The organism is Flavobacterium subsaxonicum WB 4.1-42 = DSM 21790 (genome assembly GCF_000422725.1).
GTDB classification, from domain to species: Bacteria; Bacteroidota; Bacteroidia; order Flavobacteriales; family Flavobacteriaceae; genus Flavobacterium; species Flavobacterium subsaxonicum.
This window is the reverse complement of sequence record NZ_KE383911.1, coordinates 18,325-41,287: the sequence shown is the minus strand read 5'-3', so window position 1 is coordinate 41,287 and position 22,963 is coordinate 18,325. Positions and strand designations below refer to the sequence as shown.

Below are 22,963 nucleotides of genomic sequence, written 5' to 3'. Positions count from 1 at the left end.
AGCCAATTTGTGTTTAGCTTTTGTTAAAGGTAACTAATTGCAGATTAGTACTAAATTGAATATTTTTAGTCACTTTACAGATTAAATTACCCATTGTTGGTTATTTTTTAATAATTTTTTAACGTATATATTTGATATGTAAACATTTATATCCCTTATTATGAAAAAAATTACTAAAATTTTAAGCTTCTTAATGGTTATGGCTTTTACCATTACCATAATTTCCTGTGAGGATGAAGAACCTATTAGTTTTGAGAACGATGAGAGCTCAAGTTTTGAAGGCGACTGGAAACGCAGCAACATGGAAACCTACGTGCGCTTTAGCGGAACGTCGGCCATTACTTGTTCAAATAACGTAGAAACGGTAGGATCTTTTGACGCATCAGAACCCTCTATGACTTTTGTAGTTAATGGTGAAACTATTAAATTTCCATTGGCAATAGATGGCGACCAAATGCTTGTAGGCGTGCCAGACCAGGTGGTAGATACCCACACGGCACAGATATATTATGCATCGGATAATTTTCCTTGTGATGGATCCGGTGGAGGTGGAACTGGCGGAGGCGGCGGTACCGGTGGCTCTGGAGATGGTAATATTACATTCTGGGTACAGTCAGATCTTGGTTGCGGGTCAATCAGCGTTTCTTTAACCGGACAGGGATCTGGTAGTATATCGTCTTTCTTTAGTTCGTCTCCCGCATGCGGTTCATCTGGCTGCGCTAACTTTACAGTGCCGGCAGGTACGTACAGCTATAGTGCAAGCTGCTCCGAAAAAACGTGGGAGGGTACATTAACCGTAGCTGCCAATCAATGTTATAAGATGCAGCTTACCAATTAATCTTACTACTTTACTACAAACCCGCCCTTATCTTTATCAAACACAATGTTGGCATCGTTAAAAAGGGTGTCAAATACGTTGTTATCAATAAGGTTTTGCGGGGTGCCCTGCACAACGGTTTGGGGCGTCATTACAATAATCCGGTCGCTTAGTTGCAGGGCGAGGTCAAGATCGTGGGTAGAGTATAAAATACATTTATTAGCCTCTTGTGCCAGTTTTTTTAGAAGGCGCAGGAGGTTTACTTTATGTAATAAATCCAGGTGGGTGGTAGGCTCGTCTAAAATAATAAGTGGGGTATCCTGTGCCAGGGCGCGCGCTATAAGTACTTTTTGAAGCTGGCCATCGCTTATTTCAAAATGTTTTTTGTGCGATAAATGTGCTGTTTGGGTAAGCTTTAAAGCAATATTAACCTTTGTAAAGTCATCATCAGACAGGCTGCCCAACCAGTTAGTATACGGCTGGCGACCGAGTGCCACTAACTCAAAAACGGTTAGGTTACTTGGAGGAAGCGCTTCGGTTAAAACAATGCTTAAGTTTTGCGAAAGTTCCTGCGCACTATATTCGGCAACAGCCATATTGTTTAGCAATACGTTGCCGCTTAAAGGCTGCTGGATTCCTGTAAGGGTTCGCAATAATGTAGACTTTCCAATACCGTTGGCGCCGATAAGTGCGGTAAGGCTTCCGGCTTTTAGTTCCAGGTTAATATTGCTCGCAATTGTAGCTGCCTGCTTTTTAGCGGTGTAGCCAATGCTGAGGTTGATAGCCTGTAATAAAGTGGTGCCTTTTTCCATAACCGGTTAATTAAAAATTCCTTTACGTTTACCAAGTAATAAGGCAATAACCACCGGTGCACCGACAATGCTTGTTATAGCGTTTATAGGCAGCACGAAAGAGCTGCCGGGCAATTGGGTAAAGATATCGCATAGCAATAGTAATATGCCTCCGCAAAGCAGCGTTGCCCAAAACAACAACATGTGATTACTGGTTTTAAACAACAGTTTTGCCATGTGCGGCACTACAAGCCCAACAAAGGCTACAGGCCCGGCAAAGGCCGTTATACAGCCTGTAAGCAGGCTGGTTGCCAGTATTATTATAAAGCGTGTTTTATTAAAGTCGATGCCCATGCTTTTGGCGTAGCGTTCGCCTAATAATAGCGCATCTAAAGGTTTTATACAAAGTGCAGAAAGTAACAATCCGGCAAGCGTTACCAAGCCCAAAATTATAATGTTGCCCCAGCTTAAGTTACCTAAACTGCCTAATGACCAAAATGTATATTTCTGAAGCTGTTCGGCAGTGCTAAAGTAAGTCAGCACTCCTACAATAGCGCCCGTAAAGCTTGTAAACATAAGGCCGATAATAAGTATTGCCATAGTATCGCGCAGGTGCTGTGCCACGGCTAACACAGCCAGTAATACCACAAAACTGCCCAATGTAGAAGCCAGTACAATGCCGTAAGATGAAAGAAAAAAACCTGCCATTGCACCGGGCAGTACCGCCGACCCTAATATTACAAAGGCCACACCCAGGCTTGCGCCTGAACTTAATCCTAAAACATCTGGCCCTGCAAGCGGATTACGAAACAGTGTTTGCATCAACAATCCACTGACCGATAAGCCCATGCCTACCAGTAAGGCTGTAATGGCTTTTGGTAGCCTGTAGTTTATAATAATATACTGCCAGGTAGTTTTAGAGGCATCGCCGCCGGTAAGGCTTTGCAGCACATCCTGCATTGGGATTTTAACCGACCCTAAACTAATATTTACTATAAACAGCAACGCAAGGGCAATGCCCAAAATGATAAAAAGCGCTATGTTGCGTTTAGGGTGTTGCACGTTATTTTAGTTTTTCGAAATAGTTTAACTGGTAGCCCGGTAGTAGTTCAGGGTGAAAAATACTAATCAGGTCTTTTAAAACCAGGTCGGGGCGGTTAGGGGCCATCTCAAAATAAATAAGCCCTCCTGTCTTGCCCTTTTTTACACTATACGAATATACCTCTTTGTTTTTAAACGATTTAAACTGGCTGTAATGCGGGTTGGCATCGGTCATTTCTTTTAATGATGTAAACTGGCTCGGGCCAATCCATATCTCGGCATTCTGGGCTTTATCCAAAACAGTTTCTAACGAGAGGCTCAGGCTGCCCGTTCCTTCGGCATCAGCCCAAAGGTAATTGGCGCCAGCATCTTTTAAAAATAACGACCCCCAGCTGCCACCCTGCGGCATAAACCACTGATCCTGATAAACTGCCCCTGCCATAGCGGTAGGCTTTTTGGTAACATTTTTAGTCAAGGCAAGGGCATCATTATAATCTTTTTCTATTTGAGAGAACAATGCATCGGCCTGGGCATCTTTCGCGTAAAGCGCGCCAAAAAATTTAATCCATTCAGCTTTACCAAGCGGAGATTGCTCAGTCCAGTCGCCGTTGTAAAGCACTTTAAGTCCGCTTTGTTCTAAGGTGTTAAGTGTCTTGTTGGTGCTGTTAATGCCAAAAGCCACCACAGCGGCGGGGTTAAGGTCTATAACCACTTCGGTAGTAAGGCTCTCGTTAGCACCGGCTTCTTTAACCTTGCCGGCCTCAATAAGGGCGCGTGTTTTTTGAGACGATATATAATCAGTACCCGGAAAACCCACCAGAGTGCTTTCTACACCCAGCATTTCGAGTGATGGTATGTGTGTAGTTGAGGTTACAATAACGCTGGTTAATGGCACGGGAATAATGGTAAACTGCTTTAAACTATCGGGCACTACCGCGCCTTTTTGCTGCATTACATAGGTAAAGCCTTGCTTGGCATCGGGCCAGAGTTGGGTAACTTTTACAACGGTAATGCCATCATATTTAAATATTTGCAGGCCTTTGGCATATTTAACGGCATTTTTTACCTGTTGGGCTTTTGCCAATGGTGCCTGCGTTTCGTTTTTGCATCCGGCAAATGCCAATAGTGCAATAAAAAGAATAAAATATAGCTTTCTCATAAATAAAATTCAGCAGATGCAAATGTATAAATTAAATAATTCAATATATCTTTGCCATCCACTTAAGGTTGTGATTGTGCACTGTAGCATATCACATTAAAAGGGAATCGGGTGTAAATGCCCGGGCTGTTCCCGCAACTGTAAGCTAATCTCAAATATGTTGAGAGGCTGTTGTTAACTGCATGCCACTACGCTATTTAGCGCGGGAAGGTAAACAACAGTACGCAAGCCAGGAGACCTGCCTTAAGCGGTAACTAATAACGAATCCTCGGGAAAAGGGTTTTGTGATTATGACGCTGAAAAAACTGTTCTTACCGCTATTGTTGTTGCTGTGCCAAACCCTTTTGGCGCAACAGGACGCTGTGGTTCAGCTTAAAGAAGTTATAATTACCGATACCCAGCTGCACAACTTCTCAGGCACACAATCGGTACAGCAGTTAAACGATTCTGTTATCAATAAAAATGCAGCCTCGTTAACCTCCCTTTTAAACTACAACAGTGTAATTTACTTTAAAGAAAACGGTTTGGGCATGGTGTCATCGCCATCGTTTAGAGGTACTACCGCACAGCAAACCGCCGTTATCTGGAACGGAATCAACATTAACTCACAACTCAACGGGCAGACCGATTTTAATACCGTTACCACCCGCGATTTTAATTCGGTTACAGTTAGGGCAGGGGGCGGCAGCGTTATTTACGGTAGCAGTGCCATAGGGGGTAGTATCCATTTAGATAATCGGGTAGCGTTTGGGCAACGGTTTACTAACGAACTTCGCGTAAACTACGGCAGCTTTAATACGCAGGGTTATCATTACTCCACTAATATAGCGTCAGATAAATTTAGTGCTTCGGTTAGCGTTACAAGAAACAGTTCTGATAATGATTATGACTATGCCAATGGCGGCACCAACCTTAACGGGCAGTATTACAATACCAGTCTTAATGCCGTTGTAGCCTATAAGGTAGATGAAAAGAACAGGCTAACCTTTTACAGTTACCTTTTTGATGGCGAAAGACACTTCTCGCTTATTTTCCCGTCGGAAGTTAAAACCAAGTACCGCGATTCCAACACCCGCAATATGCTGGAGTGGGCAGGCCTGTATGGCAAGTTTACTTCGAAATTCAAGGCCGCGTTTTTGCAGGAACAGTACAAATACTACCAAAATATAGAGAGCCCCGGCTTTACCTACGGCAGGGTAGAATCGTTAATAGCCAAATACGACCTGCTTTTTAAAGCAGGGGAGAAGTTTAAGATAAACACGGTGTTCGATTTTATGCAGAACAAGGGCTTTGGCAGCGACATCATTAACAAAACCCGGCATATAGGTGGTGCCAGTATTTTAGCTACCCACAACTTAACTGACAGGTTTATGTATGAGGCCGGGCTTCGTAAAGAAGTAACGAGTAATTATGAGAGTCCGCTGTTGTATTCAGCAGGAATAAAATATAAGGCTACCGGGTTTTATACGCTTAAGCTTAACACGTCTAAAAACTTCAGGATACCCACTTTTAATGATTTGTATTGGATGGATGGTGGCAATGCCGACCTTATGCCGGAAACATCATGGCAGGCTGAACTGGGCAATGCCTTTACTTTTGGTAACCTGAATTTTACCCTTACCGGATATTACATTAAATTAAACGATATGCTGCGCTGGGTACCTACCGGCAGCGTGTGGCGCCCAATGAACACCGATAAGGTTACTACCAGCGGTGCAGAGCTTTTAGTGGCCTATAAAAAAGCTTTTGGCAGGCATAATTTTGAGGTAAACGGTACTTACGGCTACACCGATTCTAAAGATGAGACTACCAACAAACAGCTTATCTACGTGCCCCACCACAAGGCTACGGGAGGAGTATCGTACGGGTTTAATAAATTTTCGGCGTATGCCCAACTCTTATACAATGGCGAGGTATTTACCCGTAGCGATAACGACTCTCGCTATAATATAGAAAGCTACACTACTGCTAACGCCGGTGTGGCCTATAATTTTGGCAAAACCAATACCTACACTTTGGGTGCGCAGGTTTTAAACTTTGCAAATAAAGATTATGTAAGTGTAGACAGCAGGCCTTTGCCGGGTCGCAATTATAATATGTACTTAACAATTAAATTTTAATATATGAATTTTAAAAAATACCTGATAGCTTTTGCAGCATCTGCAGTATTGGTATCGTGTAACAGTGATGATGATAACGGTACAAAAGTAGAAAACCAGGCTTTTGATAACGGTACGTTTGTACTTAACGAGGGTAACAGCAATGTATCATCGGCATCGGTAACTTTTATTGGAGACAATAGCACCGTGCAACAGGACATTTACAATACTGTAAATCCTGGTAAACCGGGATTGGGTTCTTATTTACAGTCCATTTTCTTTACCGATGATCTGACGTTTATCATATCGGGTTCGGCAAATAAAGTAACAGTAGTAAACCGCCATACGTTTGAGTTTGTTGCCAATGTAGATACCAACTTTAGCAGTCCGCGTTATGGCGCTGTAGTTAACGGCAAGGCATACATTACCAATTATGCCGATTACAATACTGGCGATGACGACTTTTTAACCGTGATTAACCTTACCGATTTTACTACAAGCAAAATACAGCTTAACAACTGGTCGGAAAAAATTACCGAGGAAAACGGTAAGCTTTACATTTTTAACGGCTATTACGGCAGCGGAACATCGGTAACGGTATTTAACCCTGCCAATAATACAGTTGAAAAAGTTATAGAGCTTAACGACTCTCCTAATTCGTTTGACGAAGAAGATGGTATACTGTATGTATTAGGCGATTCTAAACTTAGTAAAATAAACCTCTCTAACAACACCATTGCTGGTACGGTTACACTACCGGAAGCTTTACTATATTCTAAAAACCTTACTATAGAAGACGATAAGATTTATTTCACTAATGATACATCTGTATATACCATGGGCGTAAATGCTACTACGCTGCCTGTTACGCCTTTATTTAGCTATGTGTCTACATCGGCTTACGGTGGTATGTATGGCTTTAATGTAGAAGACGACAAAATTTATGTTGCCGAAGGCGGCGATTTTGCATCTAACAGTCAGGTGTTTACCTTTTCGCTAACCGGGTCGCTTTTAGGTGCCTATAATGTTGGCGTAGGCCCTAACGGATTTTACTTTAATTAATTTTAAACCTCAATTATAATGAAAAAAATTACTTTTTTAGCCTTGGTGCTAATGGCCTTTGGCTTTGGTGCACAGGCACAAACCTTTTCTGAAGGTGTATTTGTATTGAACGAAGGTGGCTTTGGTCAAAACAATGCTTCGCTGTCTTTTATATCTAATGCGGGTGTACTTCAAAATGATGTATATGCTACAGCAAACCCTGCAACAACTTTTGGCGATACTGCACAAAGCATGGGCTTTAAAGGTCAGTATGGTTATGTGGTATTTAACGGCTCTAACAAAGTTGAGGTTGTAAATGCATCTACTTTAGTGCATGTTGCGGCTGTAACCGAGGGCCTTGATAACCCACGTTATATTGCATTTTACGGCAGTAATGCTTATGTTACCTGCTGGGGAGACGCATTAGATACTACCGATGATTATGTTGCTGTAATTAACCTTGCCACTAATCTTGTAACATCTACCATTGCGGTTGTAGAAGGCCCTGAAAAAATTATTGAGTTGGATGGAATGCTTTACGTTGCACACAAAGGAGGCTATGGTTACGGTAATACTCTTAGTGTTCTTGATGCTACAACCAATACATTTGCTGAGTCGCTAACGGTTGGCGATGTGCCAACATCTCTTGTAGTAATAGATGAGTACCTTTTTGTTCTTTGCGAAGGAAAACCATCGTGGACAGAGGATGAAACCCCGGGCTCGTTATTTATTATTGATTCCGGCGATCTTAGCCCTTTAGGCGCTGTAGCATTTGGCGAGGCACAACACCCAACCAACCTGCAAACTGATGGCGAATCGCTTTATTATACTATAGATTCGGGTGTTTACCGTTTGTTAGAAACAGATTCGTCGTTGCCAACAGAGCCTTTAATAACACTTGAAGAGCAGGGCGTTTATGGCGTATATGGTTTTGCCTTAATAGATGATAAGATATTTGTTGGCGACGCTGTAGATTATGTGTCGGCAGGTAAAGTATTTGTATATGATACCAATGGCGAATTGCTTGATGATTATACAGTAGGCATTTTGCCTAATGGTTTTTACAAAGCTCCGCAAGTTACTGCCGGTGTTAAAGATATTGCTGCTTTAAACGTAAGCGTATATCCTAACCCGGTTGCAGAGGTGCTTTATGTTGATACTGATGCTGCCGATGTAATCATATATGATCTTGCAGGAAGGATAGTTAAAACCGAAGCTTACACCGCTAACGGAATCAACGTTGCAGGTTTACAAAAAGGTACTTACCTTGTACAAATAGTTGCAGGTAACGCAAAAACAGTTAAAAAGGTAGTTATCCAATAATAACCCATGAAAAAGTTACTACTTCTGTTTCTTATTTCGGCTACAGCCCAGGCGCAGCTATCATATCCACCTGATGCTGATACTGCGGGCACAACGGCCATACCACAGGATAGCAACGTGTTTATTGCGTGGGCTACAGGCGTAACAGTGGAGAGAGGCTATATACAAATATCCGATCCTACTGTAGAATACCAGGGCAGCAATATGGCAACTTACGGCACAGCCGATGATGCTATTGGAATGCCGGGTTCTGGCGCACTAAGCCTGGGCGATGCCGGTACTGCTATTGCTACTTTTGCAACACCTATTGCTAATGGAGCCGGTTTTGACTTTGCAGTTTTCGAGAATGGTAGCAATACCTTTTTAGAGCTGGCTTTTGTTGAGGTAAGTTCGGATGGGGTTAACTATTTCAGGTTTCCGGCGCACAGCCAAACGCAAACCGCAACGCCATTAGGCGGGTTTGGACTGTTAGATGCGCGTAACCTTAACAACCTTGCCGGTAAATACAGGGTAGGTTTTGGTACACCTTTCGACCTTAGCGATGTGCCCGATAATACGTTGTTAAACAAGAACAACATTACCCACGTTAAAATAGTAGACGTTGTAGGTTCTTTAGAGCCTGCCTACGCCACTTACGACAGTTTTGGCAACATGGTTAACGATCCATACCCAACGCCTTATAATACCAGCGGTTTCGACCTTACGGGTATTGGTGTAATACACCAACAGGTTTTGGATGTAAAAGAGGTAGTAGGATTGCAATTTAGCGTATATCCTAACCCGGCCAGCACTGTGCTCTATATTAAAACTGAAATCGATGGCATTGCTGAGGTAACTATTTACGATGTAGCGTCGCGGTTAGTGTATAGCAGCCAATTGCAGGGCAGCGGCAGTGCAGATCTTTCGGGTTTGCATAGCGGCATTTACTTTGTAAACGTAACGGCTAACGGCAAAAAAGCTGTAAAGCAAATTGTAGTATACAGATAGTTTAGATTTATATCTTACTTATTATAGAAACAGCCCTGCAAGCAATTGCGGGGCTGTTTTGTTATATTAATTAGATGCTTCATTTTCAATCCAGGAAATTTTTACCCGCTTGCCATTTGTTCTTTCTATGATAATTAAGTTGATGTATTGGAGGAGTAATTGTCAGTACAGGAACATGATAGTAAAGGAAATGAGATACAGTTGTTCTATCGTAAAGAGAGCATTAAATATGGGTGTAAGTTTGTGATATTAAGTATTCCTATGAATGTATAAGTACAAAAAAGCCCCACCGTTTGGTGGGGCTGATTCTATAAAATCTAAAAGTTTCAGATTAGAATTTAAAACGTTTCCTGTCGGTTTCGTTTAGGTATATTTTACGTACACGTAAGCTCTTAGGAGTTACCTCTACGTACTCATCTTTCTGGATGTATTCTAACGCTTCTTCAAGAGAGAAAATAACCGGAGGTATAATCCTTGCTTTCTCATCATTTCCTGATGAACGTACGTTAGATTGTTTTTTCATCTTAGTAACGTTAACAGTCATATCATCGCTACGGCTGTTTTCGCCAATAACCTGACCTTCGTAAATTTCGTCGTTAGCATTAACAAAGAATTTACCACGATCCTGTAATTTATCGATAGAATAAGGTATAGCTTTACCGTTTTCCATAGATATTAACGAACCATTGTTACGGCCTGGAATTTCGCCTTTGTAAGGCTCATAACCAATGTAACGGTGTGCCATAATAGCTTCACCTGCAGTAGCTGTAAGTAATTGGTTTCTTAAACCGATAATACCACGAGATGGAATGTTGAATTTAACGATCATACGCTCGCCTTTAGCTTCCATTGAAAGTAATTCTCCTTTACGGATGGTTACAAATTCAACAGCACGGCCAGAAAGGTTTTCAGGTAAGTCGATTGTTAATTCTTCAATTGGCTCTGATTTTTTACCGTCAATTTCTTTAATGATAACCTGTGGCTGACCAATTTGTAGCTCGTAACCTTCTCTTCTCATTGTTTCGATAAGAACAGATAAGTGTAGTACACCACGGCCAAAAACCATAAATTTATCAGCAGAATCAGTTTCACCAAGCTTCATCGCTAAGTTTTTCTCTAACTCTTTGGTTAAACGATCTCTAATGTGGCGTGATGTTACAAATTTACCTTCTTTACCAAAGAAAGGCGAATCGTTAATTGTAAACAACATGCTCATTGTAGGCTCGTCGATAGCAATAGTTTGTAATGCTTCAGGATTTTCAAAATCAGCAATAGTATCGCCAATTTCAAAACCTTCAACACCAATAATTGCACAAATATCTCCAGCAATTACCTCTTGTACTTTTTTACGGCCAAGACCTTCAAAAGTGTGTAATTCTTTAATTCTTGATTTTGTTACAGTACCATCTCTTTTTACAAGAGATATAGGCATACCTTCTTTTAAAACGCCTCTTTCTAAACGACCGATAGCGATACGGCCTGTAAAGGCAGAAAAGTCTAACGATGTGATTAGCATTTGTGGCGTACCTTCAGATACTTTTGGAGCCGGTACATTGTTGATAACCATGTCCAGTAAAGGCTCTATGTTATCAGTCTGGTTTCTGAAATCGTCAGACATCCAGTTATTTTTAGCAGAACCGTAAACAGTAGGGAAATCTAATTGCTCTTCGGTTGCGCCTAATTCAAACATCAGGTCGAAAACTTTTTCGTGCACTTCTTCCGGAGTGCAGTTTTCTTTATCTACTTTATTAATAACCACGCAAGGCTTAAGGCCAAGGTCTAACGCTTTTTGAAGTACAAAACGCGTTTGTGGCATTGGGCCTTCAAAAGCATCCACCAAAAGGCAAACACCATCGGCCATGTTAAGTACGCGCTCAACCTCTCCACCAAAGTCGGCGTGACCCGGGGTGTCGATAATGTTAATCTTTGTACCTTTATATACAACAGAAACGTTTTTAGAGGTAATGGTAATACCACGCTCACGCTCAAGGTCGTTGTTGTCAAGTATCAGGTCGCCTGTGTTCTCGTTATCACGGAACAACTGGCAGTGGTACATAATTTTGTCAACCAGTGTAGTTTTACCGTGGTCAACGTGGGCAATAATTGCAATGTTTCTTATAGATGCCATCTGTCTTTTTTTGAAGCTGCAAAGGTACACATTATTTCGATAAAAAAAACTTTAGTATGAGCACTTTAGAATAAAACTGTAAAATATAACGTATACGTGCCCATTTATTAACAATTTATACCTAAACCAACTGATATTTAAAAATTTAGGCCGCCTGTTTTTGCTCCCGCTCTTTACAACTTACTGGCTGCACTTTAAGACTTTCAGCTTTACAACTTTTGGCATCTCTCCCAAATTTACCTTAACATAAAATCAGTTAAAATTTTTTTGTATACTTTTGTTTAATGTTTACAGCAAAAGAATGAACAGTCCGAAAAACGTATTTACTATAAAAGACCTGGAGAACCTATCGGGTATAAAAGCGCACACCATCAGGATATGGGAGAAGCGCTATAGCGTATTGCAGCCCATGCGTACTGATACCAATATACGTGTATACGATGTGCACAACCTGCAAAAGCTGCTAAATATATGTACGTTACATTCTTTTGGATATAAAATTTCGGCTATTGCCAAACTGCCTGAAGACAAAATTCCGGCAATGGTAAGGGGTATTTTATCTAACAAAACACTTGACAGCCATGTGCTTAATAACTTTAAACTGGCCATGATGAATTTTGATCAGCAATTGTTTTTGAGTACTTACAATAGTTTGCTGAGCGAGAAATCGTTCCGTGATATTTTTTACGGATGTTTTATTCCGCTTCTCGAAGAAATAGGCGAGTTGTGGCAAACCGACACCATAACCCCGGCGCACGAACACTTTATAAGCAGCCTGGTTAAACAAAAAATAGCATCTAATACCGAAAAACTGCAATTGCAGCCGCCTGTAAAAACCGATCGTGTTTTTGTATTGTACCTGCCTGAAGGCGAGATACATGAAATTGGCCTGATGCTGCTTAATTACGAGCTTACACTTAACGGTTTTAAAACCATTTATATTGGCGAGAGTGTGCCTCTGCCTGGGGTTAAAGATGTAAAAAACTACTTTGATAATATTACGTATGTAACGTATATAACGGTAGAGCCAAGCCCGTCTGACATTAACCGCTACATAGAATCGATGAAGCGTGAGGTGCTTACGGATAATCATACCAACTTGTATGTATTTGGCCGATGTGCGGCACATATAAGGCCCGAGCTTTTAAGTAATGCAATACAGGCGTTTGCCAGCGTTAAAGAATTTGGAGACTCGCTGTAATTAACACTTTCTTAAATAAGTTTTGTTTAATAAAAACTTATATTTGTTAAACAAAATATGAAAAAAGATATAAAAATTATTGGTTCAGGGTTTTCGTCGCTTGCAGCGGCATGCTACCTTGCACAGCAGGGTAACAATGTTACTGTTTACGAAAAAAATGCTACCGTGGGTGGCCGTGCCCGCCAGCTTAAAAAAGGTGGATTTACGTTTGATATGGGGCCTACATGGTACTGGATGCCCGATGTGTTTGAACGTTTTTTTGCCGATTTTGGTAAAACTCCTCAGGATTATTACAGCCTTACTAAACTCTCACCGGCATACCGCGTAGTTTTTGGCGAAAATGATTTTGTGAATATTGCCGATAACATGGCAGATATTGCTGCAACTTTTGAGAATGTTGAAAAGGGGAGTGGTTCGAGCCTGACCGAATTTATAGACGAAGCCCAAAGCAACTACAATATAGCTATTAAAGATTTGGTGTACCGTCCCGGCGAATCTCCTTTGGAACTGGTCACTACTCAGACCATGACGAGGGTAGGGCAGTTTCTGGGTAATATATCTAAAGATGTGCGCAGGCGTTTTAAAAACAAAAAACTCGTTCAGATACTGGAGTTCCCGGTATTGTTTCTCGGCGCCAAGCCAAGCGATACGCCTTCTTTTTACAGCTTTATGAACTATGCCGATTTTGGCTTGGGTACCTGGCATCCTAAAGATGGTATGTTTAGCGTAGTGCAAGGCATGGTGCAGTTGGCTACAGAGCTTGGGGTTACTATACAAACCAACGCTAATGTGGGTAAAATACATTCTGAGAACGGGTTGGTTAAATCGTTGTTAGTTAATGGAGAAGTTATAGCCGCAGATATTGTGGTGTGTGGTGCCGATTACCATCATGGGGAATCACTTTTGGATGTGGCCAACCGTAAGTATTCTGAAAAATACTGGGACAAAAAAACCTTTGCACCATCATCATTACTATTCTACGTTGGTTTTGATAAGAAGATAGAAAATGTAGAGCATCATACACTGTTTTTTGATACCGATTTTGATGTACATGCCCGCGATATTTATGATAATCCGCGTTGGCCGGATGAACCACTGTTCTATGCCAGCTTTCCATCTAAAACCGATGATAGTGCTGCACCGCAAGGGCAGGAGGCAGGTATATTTTTAATCCCGCTTGCACCGGGCATAGAAGATACGCCGGAACTGAGGGAGCAATATTTTAATAAAATTATAACACGTTTTGAAAGGCTTACCAATCAAAGCGTTCAAAAAAATATTATATTTAAGGAGTCATTTTGCCTAAACGATTTTATAAAAGACTATAACTCGTATAAAGGCAATGCCTACGGCCTTGCAAACACCTTATTGCAAACCGCTTTTTTACGCCCTAAGCTAAAAAGCAGTAAAGTGCAAAACCTGTACTTTACCGGTCAGCTTACCGTACCGGGGCCCGGTGTGCCCCCCGCCTTAATATCTGGCAAACTGGTTGCGGGATTGATAAAAAAACACACCAAAGTAACTAACGTAAACCCAGCCACAGCCCTATGAAGTCTATTTTTGATAAAATATCTTTTGATTGCAGCCGCAACGTAACACGTGCCTACAGCACCTCGTTTTCTACTGCGGTAAAAATGCTTTCGCCGCGCATAAGGCAGGATATATATAACGTGTATGGCTTTGTGCGCCTGGCCGACGAAATTGTAGACTCTTTTCATGATTATGATAAAGAGCAGCTGTTTGCAATGTTTGAGGCAGATTTAGAAAATGCGCTGCAGCAGGGTATAAGTCTTAACCCCGTGCTTAATGCGTTTCAGCATACCGTTAGGCAATATAACATTCCGCGTAGCCTTATCGATGCATTTATGAAGAGCATGAAGCAGGACCTGATTAAAAAATATTACGCAACTTTTGCAGAGTATAACGAATATATTTATGGCAGTGCCGATGTTGTTGGCCTTATGTGCCTTAAGGTATTTGTAAATAATGATGATGCGCGTTATGAGGAGCTTAAGAACCCGGCGATGCGACTGGGGTCGGCGTTCCAGAAAATAAACTTTTTACGCGACCTAAAGGCTGATATGGAAGAACTTGACCGTAGTTACTTCCCCACCCTTAACCTAAACGAGATGGACGATGCCACTAAAAAGGCTATTGTAGAGGAAATTGAAGCCGATTTGCGCGAGGGTTACAAGGGCATAGTGCAATTGCCAGCCGAAGCTAAATTTGGCGTTTACACGGCTTATGTGTACTACAAAAAGCTGCTTAGCAAGCTAAAAAACACACCGCCGTTAGAAATTAAAACTACCCGCATCCGTGTGCCCGATTATCAAAAAATAACCCTGCTGGCTAAATGCTACCTTGATTATCGTTTTAATATTATTTAAACTTACCGTTATGTGGCTTTATATTTTGGTGTTTTTCCTTACGTTTTTTATGATGGAATTTATGGCCTGGTTTACCCATAAATACATTATGCATGGCTTTTTGTGGAGCCTGCATGCCGATCATCATCGTAAAGACCACGACTCCTGGTTTGAGCGTAACGATACCTTTTTTATATTTTATGCCGCCATTAGTATTGGGTTCTTTTTGCTTTGGCGCTACGATATTTTAAAAATTGGCCTTGCCATTGGCCTGGGCATTTTTGCTTATGGGCTTACCTACTTTTTAGTACACGATATTTTTATACACCAGCGTTTTAAAATATTTCGCAATGCAACCAGCCGCTACGGCAAAGCAGTACGCCGCGCCCACAAAATGCACCACAAACACCTGGGTAAAGACCAAGGCGAATGTTTTGGTATGTTGCTGTTTCCGTTAAAGTATTTTAAAAAGTAAACCGATTTCAAAAATACGTTCTCAACGGCTATCGTTAATTTAAATTCGTATTTTTGTAAAAAGCTTATGCCATGGACATTCAATCAAGAAAAATAGAATTTGTACAGGAGTTTCTTAAACTGCAAAGTGAAGAAGTAATTTCGAGGTTAGAGAAATTACTAAAAAAGGAAACAGCTAAAACCCGCGATCTAAAGCCGTTTACAATGGAGGAACTTAATGCCCGTCTTGATAAATCTGAAGAAGATTTTAGGAATGGGAGATATATAAGTTCTGAAGATTTACTAAAGGAGATTAAAGGTTGGAAATGAAAATTATTTGGTCTGTATTTGCTAAACGCCAACTACAAGATATTTTTGATTATTATAATGAAAATGCATCTTTGAGAGTGGCAGAGAAATTAGTAGAGGGTATAGTTGATGAAAGCTTTAAGCTTGAAAGGCAACCTGAAATTGGGCAGGAAGAAGCATTGTTAACTGGTTATGATTTTACCTATCGATACCTATATATAAAAGTTATAAAATTGTTTACATGATTGACTTCAATCGCAATAATGTTGAAATTCATGACGTTTTTGATACCCGCCAAAATCCAGTAAAAATAAGTCGTAAAAAGTAGCGTTTGGTAGTTTGTTTTTCATTTAAATTTACTGCATATCTGTAATTTATAAATGAAAAATACCTTACCCTACCTAATTTTCCTGTCTTTAATTAGTTTTGTAATTATTGGTGGAAAACCTCATAGAGTTAGCGATACCAAGGAGCTAAGCATATATAATGAATTTATAGGCGATTCGGGATTTATTTTAAAACAGCAGGGCATAAACTTACTGGCTCAGGTAAGTGGCAATGACACTATTGACCCGCATGGAGGGGACATAAAAACTACCGATACTATTGGGAAATATTATAAAACCTATACTGGCAGGTATATAGCCTGTGTTCTGGATATTATACATCCAAACCAAAATTACGTACCTGTTGTAATAGAGTTTACAAATAAGGGAGGGATTTTGGAAAGCGATAGTTTTTCTGCGGGAATGTATTTATGCTGCTGGCATAATAATTTTGAGGGCTTTAAAAAACACGGCGATTATTTTAGTGTAAAGGTTTGTGGTACAGGTTCTGGTTTTTGCTCGGGCGAAATTTATCTTTTTAAATCAATGCAGGATATAACAAGCGGAACAATTGTGCAAACAGTATGGTCTAATTTATGTATAGAGGGGCCAATGTCTTGCCGTATTACATCTAAAATGGAAATTAAATTGGATACAGTTATAATGCATTATAAAAAGGAGATTCTTAAACCTAAGCGTAAAAGTTATAAAGTAATGAAAACCGAATTTTTTGATATAAAATATATAGAGAAAAATGCTGCCTGGATGGCCTTAGACAGCACTAAAATTTACGAAATGCCAATGTAGCAAAAAACAAAATCCCCTGCAGTACATAACTTGCAGGGGATTTTTATTTCAACTAACTAACTCTATTGTTTGTTGGGCATTAACTGTTCCAAAGCCTTAAACTGCTCGGCATTAACCCCCGATTTCTGGATGATGGATGCAATTGTCATAACATTATTAGGCGTCATGTTGTTGCCGGAAACCCTTATCAGGCCAAAGCCATTTTCGGGCTGTTGGGCATACACCACAAACTCTTCAATATTATTGCCTTCGCCTTTAGTGTTAATAGAGGCTATAAAACCCTGAGCATTAACTTTTATTAGCGACTCATAATCATCCGTTTTTAAAAGGCCTTTTGCAGCATCGGCTTCCTTCTCAAAAGTTGCTGCATTGTCTTTGTTGGCTTTAAACACCAGCACATTTACATTGTGAATGGATTTTAGCGCACTTTGCTCTTCTGCCGTAAGGTTATACTTGTCGGTTTTTAAAATAGAAGGTGCAATATCAAACGCTACAAAATCTTTAGCCTCTGCTTTTTCTACAAAATACTTTTGTACGGTAGGCTCGCTGTTGCACGAAACCAGTAGCAGGGCTGCCGCGGTTATTATCATTAAGATTTTTATCATGGCTTATTTTTTAGCTGCTTTTTTAAGTGCACTACCACCCGGAAGGCTCATTTTATCTGTAAGAACAGAAAGTTCGTTCAGGTCGAAACTACCGGTTAACGATAGTAGTACGGTGCTGTCTTTAGGGCCGTTGCCCTCTATAAACATTAGTAGCTCTTTAACCTGAGATGCTGTAGAACCAGATTTTACAAAAATCTTTATAGCACGGCCTTCTTCGTTAATTCGCATAAGCTCTTCAAGCGGGTGGCCTTTAAGATAGGTATCTACAGTAGCCTTCATATCTTTAGAATATTTAGAGCTTTCTGTGGTAAACACTTTAAGGCTTTCCAGTTTTTTAACCAGGTTAAGATACTGCTGGCCACTCTTATCTTTAGGGTCCATTTTTAACTCGCTCATTAGCTGAAACATCTTCTTGTTTACTATTACCGATGTAATCTCGGTTTTGTCTTCAAACTTCTCAAAAGCAGTCTGAGCAAAGCTAAGCATTGGTAACAGGGTTAAGAGTAAGGCAATTATAAGCTTTTTCATTATTTCTATAGTGTGTAATTTATTATTTTTTTGTTTTTGGTGTGGTGTATGCGTTGTGCTTATTTAGCTCCTTTAGAGCCTTTAAAACCCTTTAGGTCTTTAAGATCGTTAAGGTTAAGCGTACCCGTAAAAGATATAAGTACTACCTGTTTATCATCGGCATCTTCTACAAACAGCAGGCCCTCTTTTACAATGTTTGCACTGGCACCCTGCTTAACATAAATCCTTATAGTCGATTTGCCATCTTTAACGCTCATTAACTCCTCAAGCGCATTGGTTTTAAGATAATTGGTAACCGCTGTTCGTATCTCTTTCCTGTATTTTTTCTCGGCGGTACTAAATATCTTAAGGTTATCAAGGTTTTTAACCTGGTTAAGTACCTTTTGCGTTTCGGCATCATTATCGCCGGCTTCTACGCTGCCAAGCATTTCGAACATTTTACCGCTAATAGTTACGGCTTCTATACCATCTACATTGCTAAATTTATCAAATGCAGACTGGGCAAAGGTTACTGCAGGTAATGCTGCAAGTAATAAAGTGATTATAAACTTTTTCATGATGTTAGTCTTTAAAAATTGTTTTTTTAGATTTTTCGTATTCTCCTAAGTAATTAATGCTGCTAACCCCAACGTTAACGTTTTTAGAAACCATGTTAAGTGCTTTTTGCGTTTCCCTAAAGGCAGTTTCAGGATCGTTGTAAGTACCTAAGTCGTTAGTATTAGCGGCAGGCTGTGTTGTATTAAAAAAGGTAAGCATGCCGGCCATAAGCACAAGGCTTGCAGCTACAGATAGCCATTTGCCATATTGCTTTTTGGCTTGTAACGGTACAGATTTTTCAAACTGTTGCGTTGCCTGGTTGGCAAAGTACCCAAACATTGGCCTGTACTGCTCCAGGTGTGGCGCCACATCCGGTAAAGAAAAGTAAGCCTTAAGCTGCTTCTCTTCGGCAATACTGGTTTCTGCATCAAAGTACTTATCCAGTAGTTGTTCAATTATTTTTAATTCCATAGCTGTGTGTTTTTGTCAATTCTTCTCTTAATGTTTTTCTTGCCCTGGATAGTGCCACCCTAACGGCGGTTTCGTTCATATCCATAATCTTGGCAATCTCTTCAAACTCGTACTGCTCTATATCGCGCATTTGCAGTATTAGTTTTTGCTGTTCGGGCAATGTTTGCATTATCTTCTCGGCCCAGCTCCAGCTATCGCGGTCTTCTGCCTGTTGCTGCAGGCCTGCCTGCCTGTCGCTGTAGTTAGAGTGCACAATTCGCATTTCGCTGGCCTGTTTGCTCTTTAGCCTGTCCAGAGAGTAGTTCTTGGTTATCGTCATAGCCAGGGCTTCTACACTGCTATAAGTAGCAAGTTTTTCCCGGTTGTTCCATAATTTAACCAGCACCTCCTGGGTGGCGTCCTCCGCTTCCTCGGTACTTACAAGCAGCCGTTTGGCAAGCCTGAAGACCCGGTCTTTAAACGGGGAGATGGTTTTTATAAACTCCGCCTGATTCATTGGTTTGTTATTGGTTTGTTTAATGAAGACGAATAGTGATATTTTTTGTTACAAAGAATAGTAAAAATATTTAAATTTACGTTCTATTAATAAAAACTGCTTAATGAAAAAGATAACTCTACTGCTGTTTTCGCTGATTATAGGTGCCTTAGTGCTACAAAGTTGCGAAGATGAAGATGACAAGGCCGTACCCGTAAATGATTTTATCTGGAAGGGCCTAAACCTGTATTACCTGTGGCAGCAAGACGTGCCCAACCTTAATGACAATAAGTTTTCTAATCAATCAGCGCTTAACGACTTTTTAGCAACCTACGGCAGCCCCGAGGAGCTTTTTGAAAGCCTTTTGTACAAGCGTGGTGAGGTAGATCGCTGGAGCGTAATATTCTCTGATTTTCATGTGCTGGAAAATGCCTTGCAGGGTATTGTAAAAAGCAATGGGGTAGAGTATGGCCTTTTATATACCGATAGTAGCCAGACTACTGTTTTTGGCTATGTGCGCTATATTTTGCCCGATAGCGATGCCGCTACTAAAGATATTCAGCGAGGCGATTTATTTTATGCGGTTAACGGCACTACGCTAACGGCAGATAATTACCGTACGTTATTAGGTGCAGATAGTTACACCCTTAACCTTGCCGATTATAATAGCGGCACACTAACGCCTAACGGACAGGAGGTTGCCTTAACCAAAGCGCAGTATGCAGAGAACCCTGTATATTTATCTACAGTGCTTGAGCAGGGCAGCCACAAAATAGGCTACCTTATGTATAATGGCTTTTATAGCGATTATGATACACAGCTTAATACTGCTATTGGAGGCCTTAAGGCGGGAGGTATTACAGATCTTGTATTGGATTTGCGATATAATGGTGGAGGATCTGTTCGTACAGCCGGATATCTTGCAAGTATGATTACCGGGCAATTTGACGGGCAGGTGTTTACAACGCAACAATGGAATGAAAAATTACAAGCCTATTACGAAGAGAATAATGCGGGTTCTTTAGTAACTAAATTTTCATATAAACTTTCAGACGATACAGGTATTAATAAACTTAATCTTAGTAAGGTTTATATACTAACGTCGGCTTCTACGGCCTCTGCCAGCGAGTTGATTATTAACTGTCTTAAACCTTACATAAATGTTGTTGTTATTGGAGACCTTACCACCGGTAAAAACGTAGGGTCTGTAACACTGTACGATTCGCCCGATTATTCAAGCAGTAACCGCGACGGTAGCCATACCTACGCTATGCAGCCTATTGTATTACGTACCGTAAATAAAGAGGGTTTTGGCGATTATAGTAATGGTATTAGCCCTGATATATGGAGGGAAGAAGATATGAGTAACCTTGGTGTGCTTGGTAGCCCAACGGAGCCACTGCTTGCGGCCGCAATAGCGCAAATTACAGGTACCGACAGGAGTGGTAATGCCCCGCGCCATACCCATAAACTACTTAAAGACTCTAAAAGCATACTGCGTTTTGGTAACGAAATGTATTTAGACGAAATGCCCGAAGGCTCAATAGGCCTTAACAGCACTTTAAAATAACAACAAAGGCTCTCAGATTTTTAGAGCCTTTTGTTTATTAAGATATGAAAGAGAGGCTACAGGTCTCTCTTTTTTAATATCCTGTACGATGCAAATACAAAGAACGTGATCCAGAATATTACTATAACTACGCTGTACCAGTGCACGCTGTAATCTTTAGGTTCAATTACACCTTGCTGCACAGTGCTCTCTATTGCTTTATAAGCTTTAAAGCGGGTAAAGGGCTCTATAATAAGGTTGGTCATAGATTCTAACGGAAAAAATGCCATAATTTTGTTCGTAACACTTTCATCTAAAGCTATTTTCCATAATATAACGCCATGAAAAATTTGTTCTATTATGTACCAGATAAAAATAAACCCTATGGCAAAAGCCGATCTCTTAATTAAAATACCCACAAAAAGGCAGAACGAAAAGAAACCTACCAGCTTTATAAAATAGGCACCAATGTATTCTATACCCGTTAAAACAATGCTTGTTTCTGTATACGATGAAAAACTATAGCCCAATATAAGTGTCATTATAAAAACAAATACCGCCGAGCAAAAAGCAAAAAGGCCTACCGTATAAAATTTAGATTTTATAAATTCTTTTTTACTTAAACCGTCTATAAGATTTTGTTTTAGAGTGCCATACGTGTATTCGTTAGCCATCATAGATACAATTACTATAGCTAAAAAGAATTTAAGTGCCGATGCTACATAGGTATTAAAATGCCAGATGTACGGAAAGTTAAAGATACCCTGTTCGGCTATATTAAATTCTACACCAAAAACAGTAAATCGTATTGAGGCAATAAGGGCAATAAAAGAAAGTATGATAAAATAGGCAAGTATAAGTATTTTGCTGGCCCTGTTTCTCCATAATTTTTGGAGTTCTATGCTTATAAGTCGTTTCATGGTAGGGTGTTAGTTTTCGGGTTGGTTAGATGTTAACTGGATAAACTGCTCTTCTAAGCTGCTTTTGCGTTTTACTAAATGGTCTACACAAATGCCATTGTTAAACAAGTAGCGGTTTAAGTCGGCGGCTTCCAGTGGTGCTTTAGGATACGCAAACAATATACCCTCAACCAGTTCTGTTTTATCTATAGCCGGATGTTCCTGTAAAAGGGCCTGCAGGCTGGTGTTATCGGCTGCTTTAAGCTCAAAAAAGCCTTCGCTGTTTATCATACCATTAACAGTGCCGGTATACAACACCACGCCCTTGCGTAATACTACAACGTGGCTGCAAACTTTTTCTACTTCATCCAATAAATGCGATGCCAGTAATATAGTAGTGCCCTGAGAGGCAATTAGCCTTATAATATCGCGTATTTGGCGGATTCCCTGTGGGTCGAGTCCATTGGTAGGTTCGTCTAATATTAAAATTTGAGGATCGTTTAATAGGGCAGAGGCTATGGCAAGGCGCTGTTTCATACCCAAAGAAAAAGTGCGGAATTTACTGTCTTTCCTGTCTAAAAGGCCTACCAGTTCTAATTTTTCGTCTATTTTTTGGAGCGGTACCCCTTTAATGTTGCATACCAGCTTAAGGTTGTTGTAAGCCGTCATGTAAGGGTAAAAATTTGGGCGCTCTATAATGGCGCCAACATGCTTAAGGGCTTCGTGAGTTTCTTTAGCACCGCCAAACCAGCTGTACGTACCAGCCGATTTATTTACTACACTAAGTATAATGCCCAGTGTTGTACTTTTACCGCTGCCGTTGGGGCCAAGAATGCCGTATACGTTTCCTTTTTGTATATCAAAAGAAACATTGTTAACAGCGTGCACTTTGCCATAATGCTTGTGCAGGCCGTTTATAGATAAGATAGTTTCCAAAATAGGTTATTTATTGGTTGTTAAATGTTAGACGATAACCCGCAACATTTGTTACCACATAAATAGAAAATAAGTTAAAAAGAGGAGAAGATAATAGATAATAGACAGAAGATGA

Annotated in this window: 24 protein-coding genes and 1 riboswitch; of the genes, 13 read left to right on the top strand and 11 right to left on the bottom strand. The window is 40.4% G+C overall.

Annotated features, from left to right (window positions below; translation table 11 throughout):
- The first annotated feature begins 160 nt into the window (after positions 1 to 160).
- Positions 161 to 838 carry a hypothetical protein gene (locus G509_RS0118525; RefSeq protein ID WP_026992907.1) on the top strand — a complete coding sequence of 226 codons (678 nt, stop codon included), beginning with the start codon at positions 161 to 163 and terminating at the stop codon, positions 836 to 838.
- Positions 839 to 843: 5 nt separating this feature from the next.
- Here G509_RS0118525 and G509_RS0118520 read toward each other — a convergent pair whose 3' ends face one another.
- The 3 genes from G509_RS0118520 to G509_RS0118510 are packed head-to-tail and all read right to left on the bottom strand — an operon-like array spanning position 844 to position 3,808.
- Positions 844 to 1,629: an ABC transporter ATP-binding protein gene (locus tag G509_RS0118520; RefSeq protein WP_026992906.1), complete on the bottom strand. Its 786-nt coding sequence runs from the start codon at positions 1,627 to 1,629 to the stop codon at positions 844 to 846.
- Between the two features lie 6 nt (positions 1,630 to 1,635).
- On the bottom strand, positions 1,636 to 2,670 hold the full coding sequence (locus G509_RS0118515) for an iron ABC transporter permease (protein WP_026992905.1): 1,035 nt from the start codon (positions 2,668 to 2,670) through the stop codon (positions 1,636 to 1,638).
- Position 2,671: 1 nt separating this feature from the next.
- Positions 2,672 to 3,808, bottom strand: a complete 1,137-nt coding sequence (locus G509_RS0118510; RefSeq protein ID WP_026992904.1) for an ABC transporter substrate-binding protein — start codon at positions 3,806 to 3,808, stop codon at positions 2,672 to 2,674.
- Between the two features lie 48 nt (positions 3,809 to 3,856).
- A riboswitch (cobalamin riboswitch) is annotated at positions 3,857 to 4,068 on the top strand.
- A 30-nt stretch (positions 4,069 to 4,098) separates the two neighbouring features.
- Between G509_RS0118510 and G509_RS0118505 the strand changes: the two genes are divergently transcribed.
- Genes G509_RS0118505 through G509_RS0118490 form a run of 4 tightly spaced genes read left to right on the top strand, consistent with a single transcriptional unit; the run spans position 4,099 to position 9,258 of the window.
- Positions 4,099 to 5,928: a TonB-dependent receptor plug domain-containing protein gene (locus tag G509_RS0118505; protein WP_026992903.1), complete on the top strand. Its 1,830-nt coding sequence runs from the start codon at positions 4,099 to 4,101 to the stop codon at positions 5,926 to 5,928.
- A 3-nt stretch (positions 5,929 to 5,931) separates the two neighbouring features.
- A complete protein-coding gene (locus tag G509_RS0118500; RefSeq protein WP_026992902.1) occupies positions 5,932 to 6,969 on the top strand; it encodes a DUF5074 domain-containing protein in 1,038 nt (345 codons plus the stop codon).
- 18 nt (positions 6,970 to 6,987) lie between these two features.
- Positions 6,988 to 8,271: a T9SS type A sorting domain-containing protein gene (locus tag G509_RS22500; RefSeq protein WP_051200370.1), complete on the top strand. Its 1,284-nt coding sequence runs from the start codon at positions 6,988 to 6,990 to the stop codon at positions 8,269 to 8,271.
- A 6-nt stretch (positions 8,272 to 8,277) separates the two neighbouring features.
- Positions 8,278 to 9,258, top strand: coding sequence for a T9SS type A sorting domain-containing protein (locus G509_RS0118490; protein WP_026992901.1), 981 nt, complete (start codon positions 8,278 to 8,280; stop codon positions 9,256 to 9,258).
- A 331-nt stretch (positions 9,259 to 9,589) separates the two neighbouring features.
- Here G509_RS0118490 and typA read toward each other — a convergent pair whose 3' ends face one another.
- Complete coding sequence (gene typA / locus G509_RS0118485; protein WP_026992900.1) at positions 9,590 to 11,386, bottom strand: translational GTPase TypA; 1,797 nt, start codon at positions 11,384 to 11,386, stop codon at positions 9,590 to 9,592.
- Positions 11,387 to 11,687: 301 nt separating this feature from the next.
- Between typA and G509_RS0118480 the strand changes: the two genes are divergently transcribed.
- From G509_RS0118480 to G509_RS0118450, 7 genes are all read left to right on the top strand, one after another.
- Positions 11,688 to 12,587 (top strand): MerR family transcriptional regulator, encoded by a 900-nt coding sequence (locus tag G509_RS0118480; protein WP_026992899.1) that lies wholly within the window; start codon positions 11,688 to 11,690, stop codon positions 12,585 to 12,587.
- 57 nt (positions 12,588 to 12,644) lie between these two features.
- Positions 12,645 to 14,138: a phytoene desaturase family protein gene (locus tag G509_RS0118475; protein WP_026992898.1), complete on the top strand. Its 1,494-nt coding sequence runs from the start codon at positions 12,645 to 12,647 to the stop codon at positions 14,136 to 14,138.
- Positions 14,135 to 14,974, top strand: coding sequence for a phytoene/squalene synthase family protein (locus tag G509_RS0118470; RefSeq protein ID WP_026992897.1), 840 nt, complete (start codon positions 14,135 to 14,137; stop codon positions 14,972 to 14,974). Before G509_RS0118475 ends, G509_RS0118470 begins: the two co-directional genes overlap by 4 nt.
- Before the next feature lie 10 nt (positions 14,975 to 14,984).
- Positions 14,985 to 15,428 (top strand): sterol desaturase family protein, encoded by a 444-nt coding sequence (locus G509_RS0118465; RefSeq protein WP_026992896.1) that lies wholly within the window; start codon positions 14,985 to 14,987, stop codon positions 15,426 to 15,428.
- 71 nt (positions 15,429 to 15,499) lie between these two features.
- Entirely contained in the window at positions 15,500 to 15,736 is a 237-nt protein-coding gene (locus G509_RS0118460) for a hypothetical protein (protein ID WP_026992895.1), read from the top strand.
- Entirely contained in the window at positions 15,733 to 15,960 is a 228-nt protein-coding gene (locus G509_RS22495) for a type II toxin-antitoxin system RelE/ParE family toxin (RefSeq protein ID WP_207382707.1), read from the top strand. Before G509_RS0118460 ends, G509_RS22495 begins: the two co-directional genes overlap by 4 nt.
- 135 nt (positions 15,961 to 16,095) lie before the next feature.
- A complete protein-coding gene (locus G509_RS0118450) occupies positions 16,096 to 16,848 on the top strand; it encodes a hypothetical protein (protein ID WP_026992894.1) in 753 nt (250 codons plus the stop codon).
- 62 nt (positions 16,849 to 16,910) lie between these two features.
- On the opposite strand, the gene G509_RS0118445 is transcribed toward G509_RS0118450, so the two are convergent.
- From G509_RS0118445 to G509_RS0118425, 5 genes are read right to left on the bottom strand one after another with little or no spacing between them, the layout of a single operon-like run.
- Positions 16,911 to 17,453, bottom strand: coding sequence for a DUF4252 domain-containing protein (locus G509_RS0118445; RefSeq protein WP_026992893.1), 543 nt, complete (start codon positions 17,451 to 17,453; stop codon positions 16,911 to 16,913).
- 3 nt (positions 17,454 to 17,456) lie between these two features.
- On the bottom strand, positions 17,457 to 17,981 hold the full coding sequence (locus tag G509_RS0118440) for a DUF4252 domain-containing protein (RefSeq protein WP_026992892.1): 525 nt from the start codon (positions 17,979 to 17,981) through the stop codon (positions 17,457 to 17,459).
- A 59-nt stretch (positions 17,982 to 18,040) separates the two neighbouring features.
- Positions 18,041 to 18,538: a DUF4252 domain-containing protein gene (locus G509_RS22490; protein WP_051200369.1), complete on the bottom strand. Its 498-nt coding sequence runs from the start codon at positions 18,536 to 18,538 to the stop codon at positions 18,041 to 18,043.
- 4 nt (positions 18,539 to 18,542) lie between these two features.
- Positions 18,543 to 18,989, bottom strand: coding sequence for a hypothetical protein (locus tag G509_RS0118430; RefSeq protein ID WP_026992891.1), 447 nt, complete (start codon positions 18,987 to 18,989; stop codon positions 18,543 to 18,545).
- Positions 18,970 to 19,485 (bottom strand): RNA polymerase sigma factor, encoded by a 516-nt coding sequence (locus tag G509_RS0118425; protein WP_026992890.1) that lies wholly within the window; start codon positions 19,483 to 19,485, stop codon positions 18,970 to 18,972. Before G509_RS0118425 ends, G509_RS0118430 begins: the two co-directional genes overlap by 20 nt.
- A 103-nt stretch (positions 19,486 to 19,588) precedes the next feature.
- Between G509_RS0118425 and G509_RS0118420 the strand changes: the two genes are divergently transcribed.
- Positions 19,589 to 21,034, top strand: a complete 1,446-nt coding sequence (locus tag G509_RS0118420; protein ID WP_026992889.1) for a S41 family peptidase — start codon at positions 19,589 to 19,591, stop codon at positions 21,032 to 21,034.
- A 56-nt stretch (positions 21,035 to 21,090) separates the two neighbouring features.
- On the opposite strand, the gene G509_RS0118415 is transcribed toward G509_RS0118420, so the two are convergent.
- Together G509_RS0118415 and G509_RS0118410 are read right to left on the bottom strand one after the other, a co-directional pair.
- A complete protein-coding gene (locus tag G509_RS0118415; protein ID WP_026992888.1) occupies positions 21,091 to 21,933 on the bottom strand; it encodes an ABC transporter permease in 843 nt (280 codons plus the stop codon).
- A 9-nt stretch (positions 21,934 to 21,942) separates the two neighbouring features.
- Positions 21,943 to 22,848 carry an ABC transporter ATP-binding protein gene (locus tag G509_RS0118410; protein WP_026992887.1) on the bottom strand — a complete coding sequence of 302 codons (906 nt, stop codon included), beginning with the start codon at positions 22,846 to 22,848 and terminating at the stop codon, positions 21,943 to 21,945.
- Positions 22,849 to 22,963: the final 115 nt, after the last annotated feature.

Bases quoted from the DNA above. Each gene is read 5' to 3' on its own strand.
- G509_RS0118525 (WP_026992907.1), top strand. From the start codon at position 161: ATGAAAAAAATTACTAAAATTTTAAGCTTCTTAATGGTTATGGCTTTT.
- G509_RS0118520 (WP_026992906.1), bottom strand. From the start codon at position 1,629: ATGGAAAAAGGCACCACTTTATTACAGGCTATCAACCTCAGCATTGGC.
- G509_RS0118510 (WP_026992904.1), bottom strand. From the start codon at position 3,808: ATGAGAAAGCTATATTTTATTCTTTTTATTGCACTATTGGCATTTGCC.
- G509_RS0118505 (WP_026992903.1), top strand. From the start codon at position 4,099: ATGACGCTGAAAAAACTGTTCTTACCGCTATTGTTGTTGCTGTGCCAA.
- G509_RS0118500 (WP_026992902.1), top strand. From the start codon at position 5,932: ATGAATTTTAAAAAATACCTGATAGCTTTTGCAGCATCTGCAGTATTG.
- G509_RS22500 (WP_051200370.1), top strand. From the start codon at position 6,988: ATGAAAAAAATTACTTTTTTAGCCTTGGTGCTAATGGCCTTTGGCTTT.
- G509_RS0118490 (WP_026992901.1), top strand. From the start codon at position 8,278: ATGAAAAAGTTACTACTTCTGTTTCTTATTTCGGCTACAGCCCAGGCG.
- typA (WP_026992900.1), bottom strand. From the start codon at position 11,386: ATGGCATCTATAAGAAACATTGCAATTATTGCCCACGTTGACCACGGT.
- G509_RS0118480 (WP_026992899.1), top strand. From the start codon at position 11,688: ATGAACAGTCCGAAAAACGTATTTACTATAAAAGACCTGGAGAACCTA.
- G509_RS0118475 (WP_026992898.1), top strand. From the start codon at position 12,645: ATGAAAAAAGATATAAAAATTATTGGTTCAGGGTTTTCGTCGCTTGCA.
- G509_RS0118470 (WP_026992897.1), top strand. From the start codon at position 14,135: ATGAAGTCTATTTTTGATAAAATATCTTTTGATTGCAGCCGCAACGTA.
- G509_RS0118465 (WP_026992896.1), top strand. From the start codon at position 14,985: ATGTGGCTTTATATTTTGGTGTTTTTCCTTACGTTTTTTATGATGGAA.
- G509_RS0118460 (WP_026992895.1), top strand. From the start codon at position 15,500: ATGGACATTCAATCAAGAAAAATAGAATTTGTACAGGAGTTTCTTAAA.
- G509_RS22495 (WP_207382707.1), top strand. From the start codon at position 15,733: ATGAAAATTATTTGGTCTGTATTTGCTAAACGCCAACTACAAGATATT.
- G509_RS0118450 (WP_026992894.1), top strand. From the start codon at position 16,096: ATGAAAAATACCTTACCCTACCTAATTTTCCTGTCTTTAATTAGTTTT.
- G509_RS0118445 (WP_026992893.1), bottom strand. From the start codon at position 17,453: ATGATAAAAATCTTAATGATAATAACCGCGGCAGCCCTGCTACTGGTT.
- G509_RS0118440 (WP_026992892.1), bottom strand. From the start codon at position 17,981: ATGAAAAAGCTTATAATTGCCTTACTCTTAACCCTGTTACCAATGCTT.
- G509_RS22490 (WP_051200369.1), bottom strand. From the start codon at position 18,538: ATGAAAAAGTTTATAATCACTTTATTACTTGCAGCATTACCTGCAGTA.
- G509_RS0118430 (WP_026992891.1), bottom strand. From the start codon at position 18,989: ATGGAATTAAAAATAATTGAACAACTACTGGATAAGTACTTTGATGCA.
- G509_RS0118425 (WP_026992890.1), bottom strand. From the start codon at position 19,485: ATGAATCAGGCGGAGTTTATAAAAACCATCTCCCCGTTTAAAGACCGG.
- G509_RS0118420 (WP_026992889.1), top strand. From the start codon at position 19,589: ATGAAAAAGATAACTCTACTGCTGTTTTCGCTGATTATAGGTGCCTTA.
- G509_RS0118415 (WP_026992888.1), bottom strand. From the start codon at position 21,933: ATGAAACGACTTATAAGCATAGAACTCCAAAAATTATGGAGAAACAGG.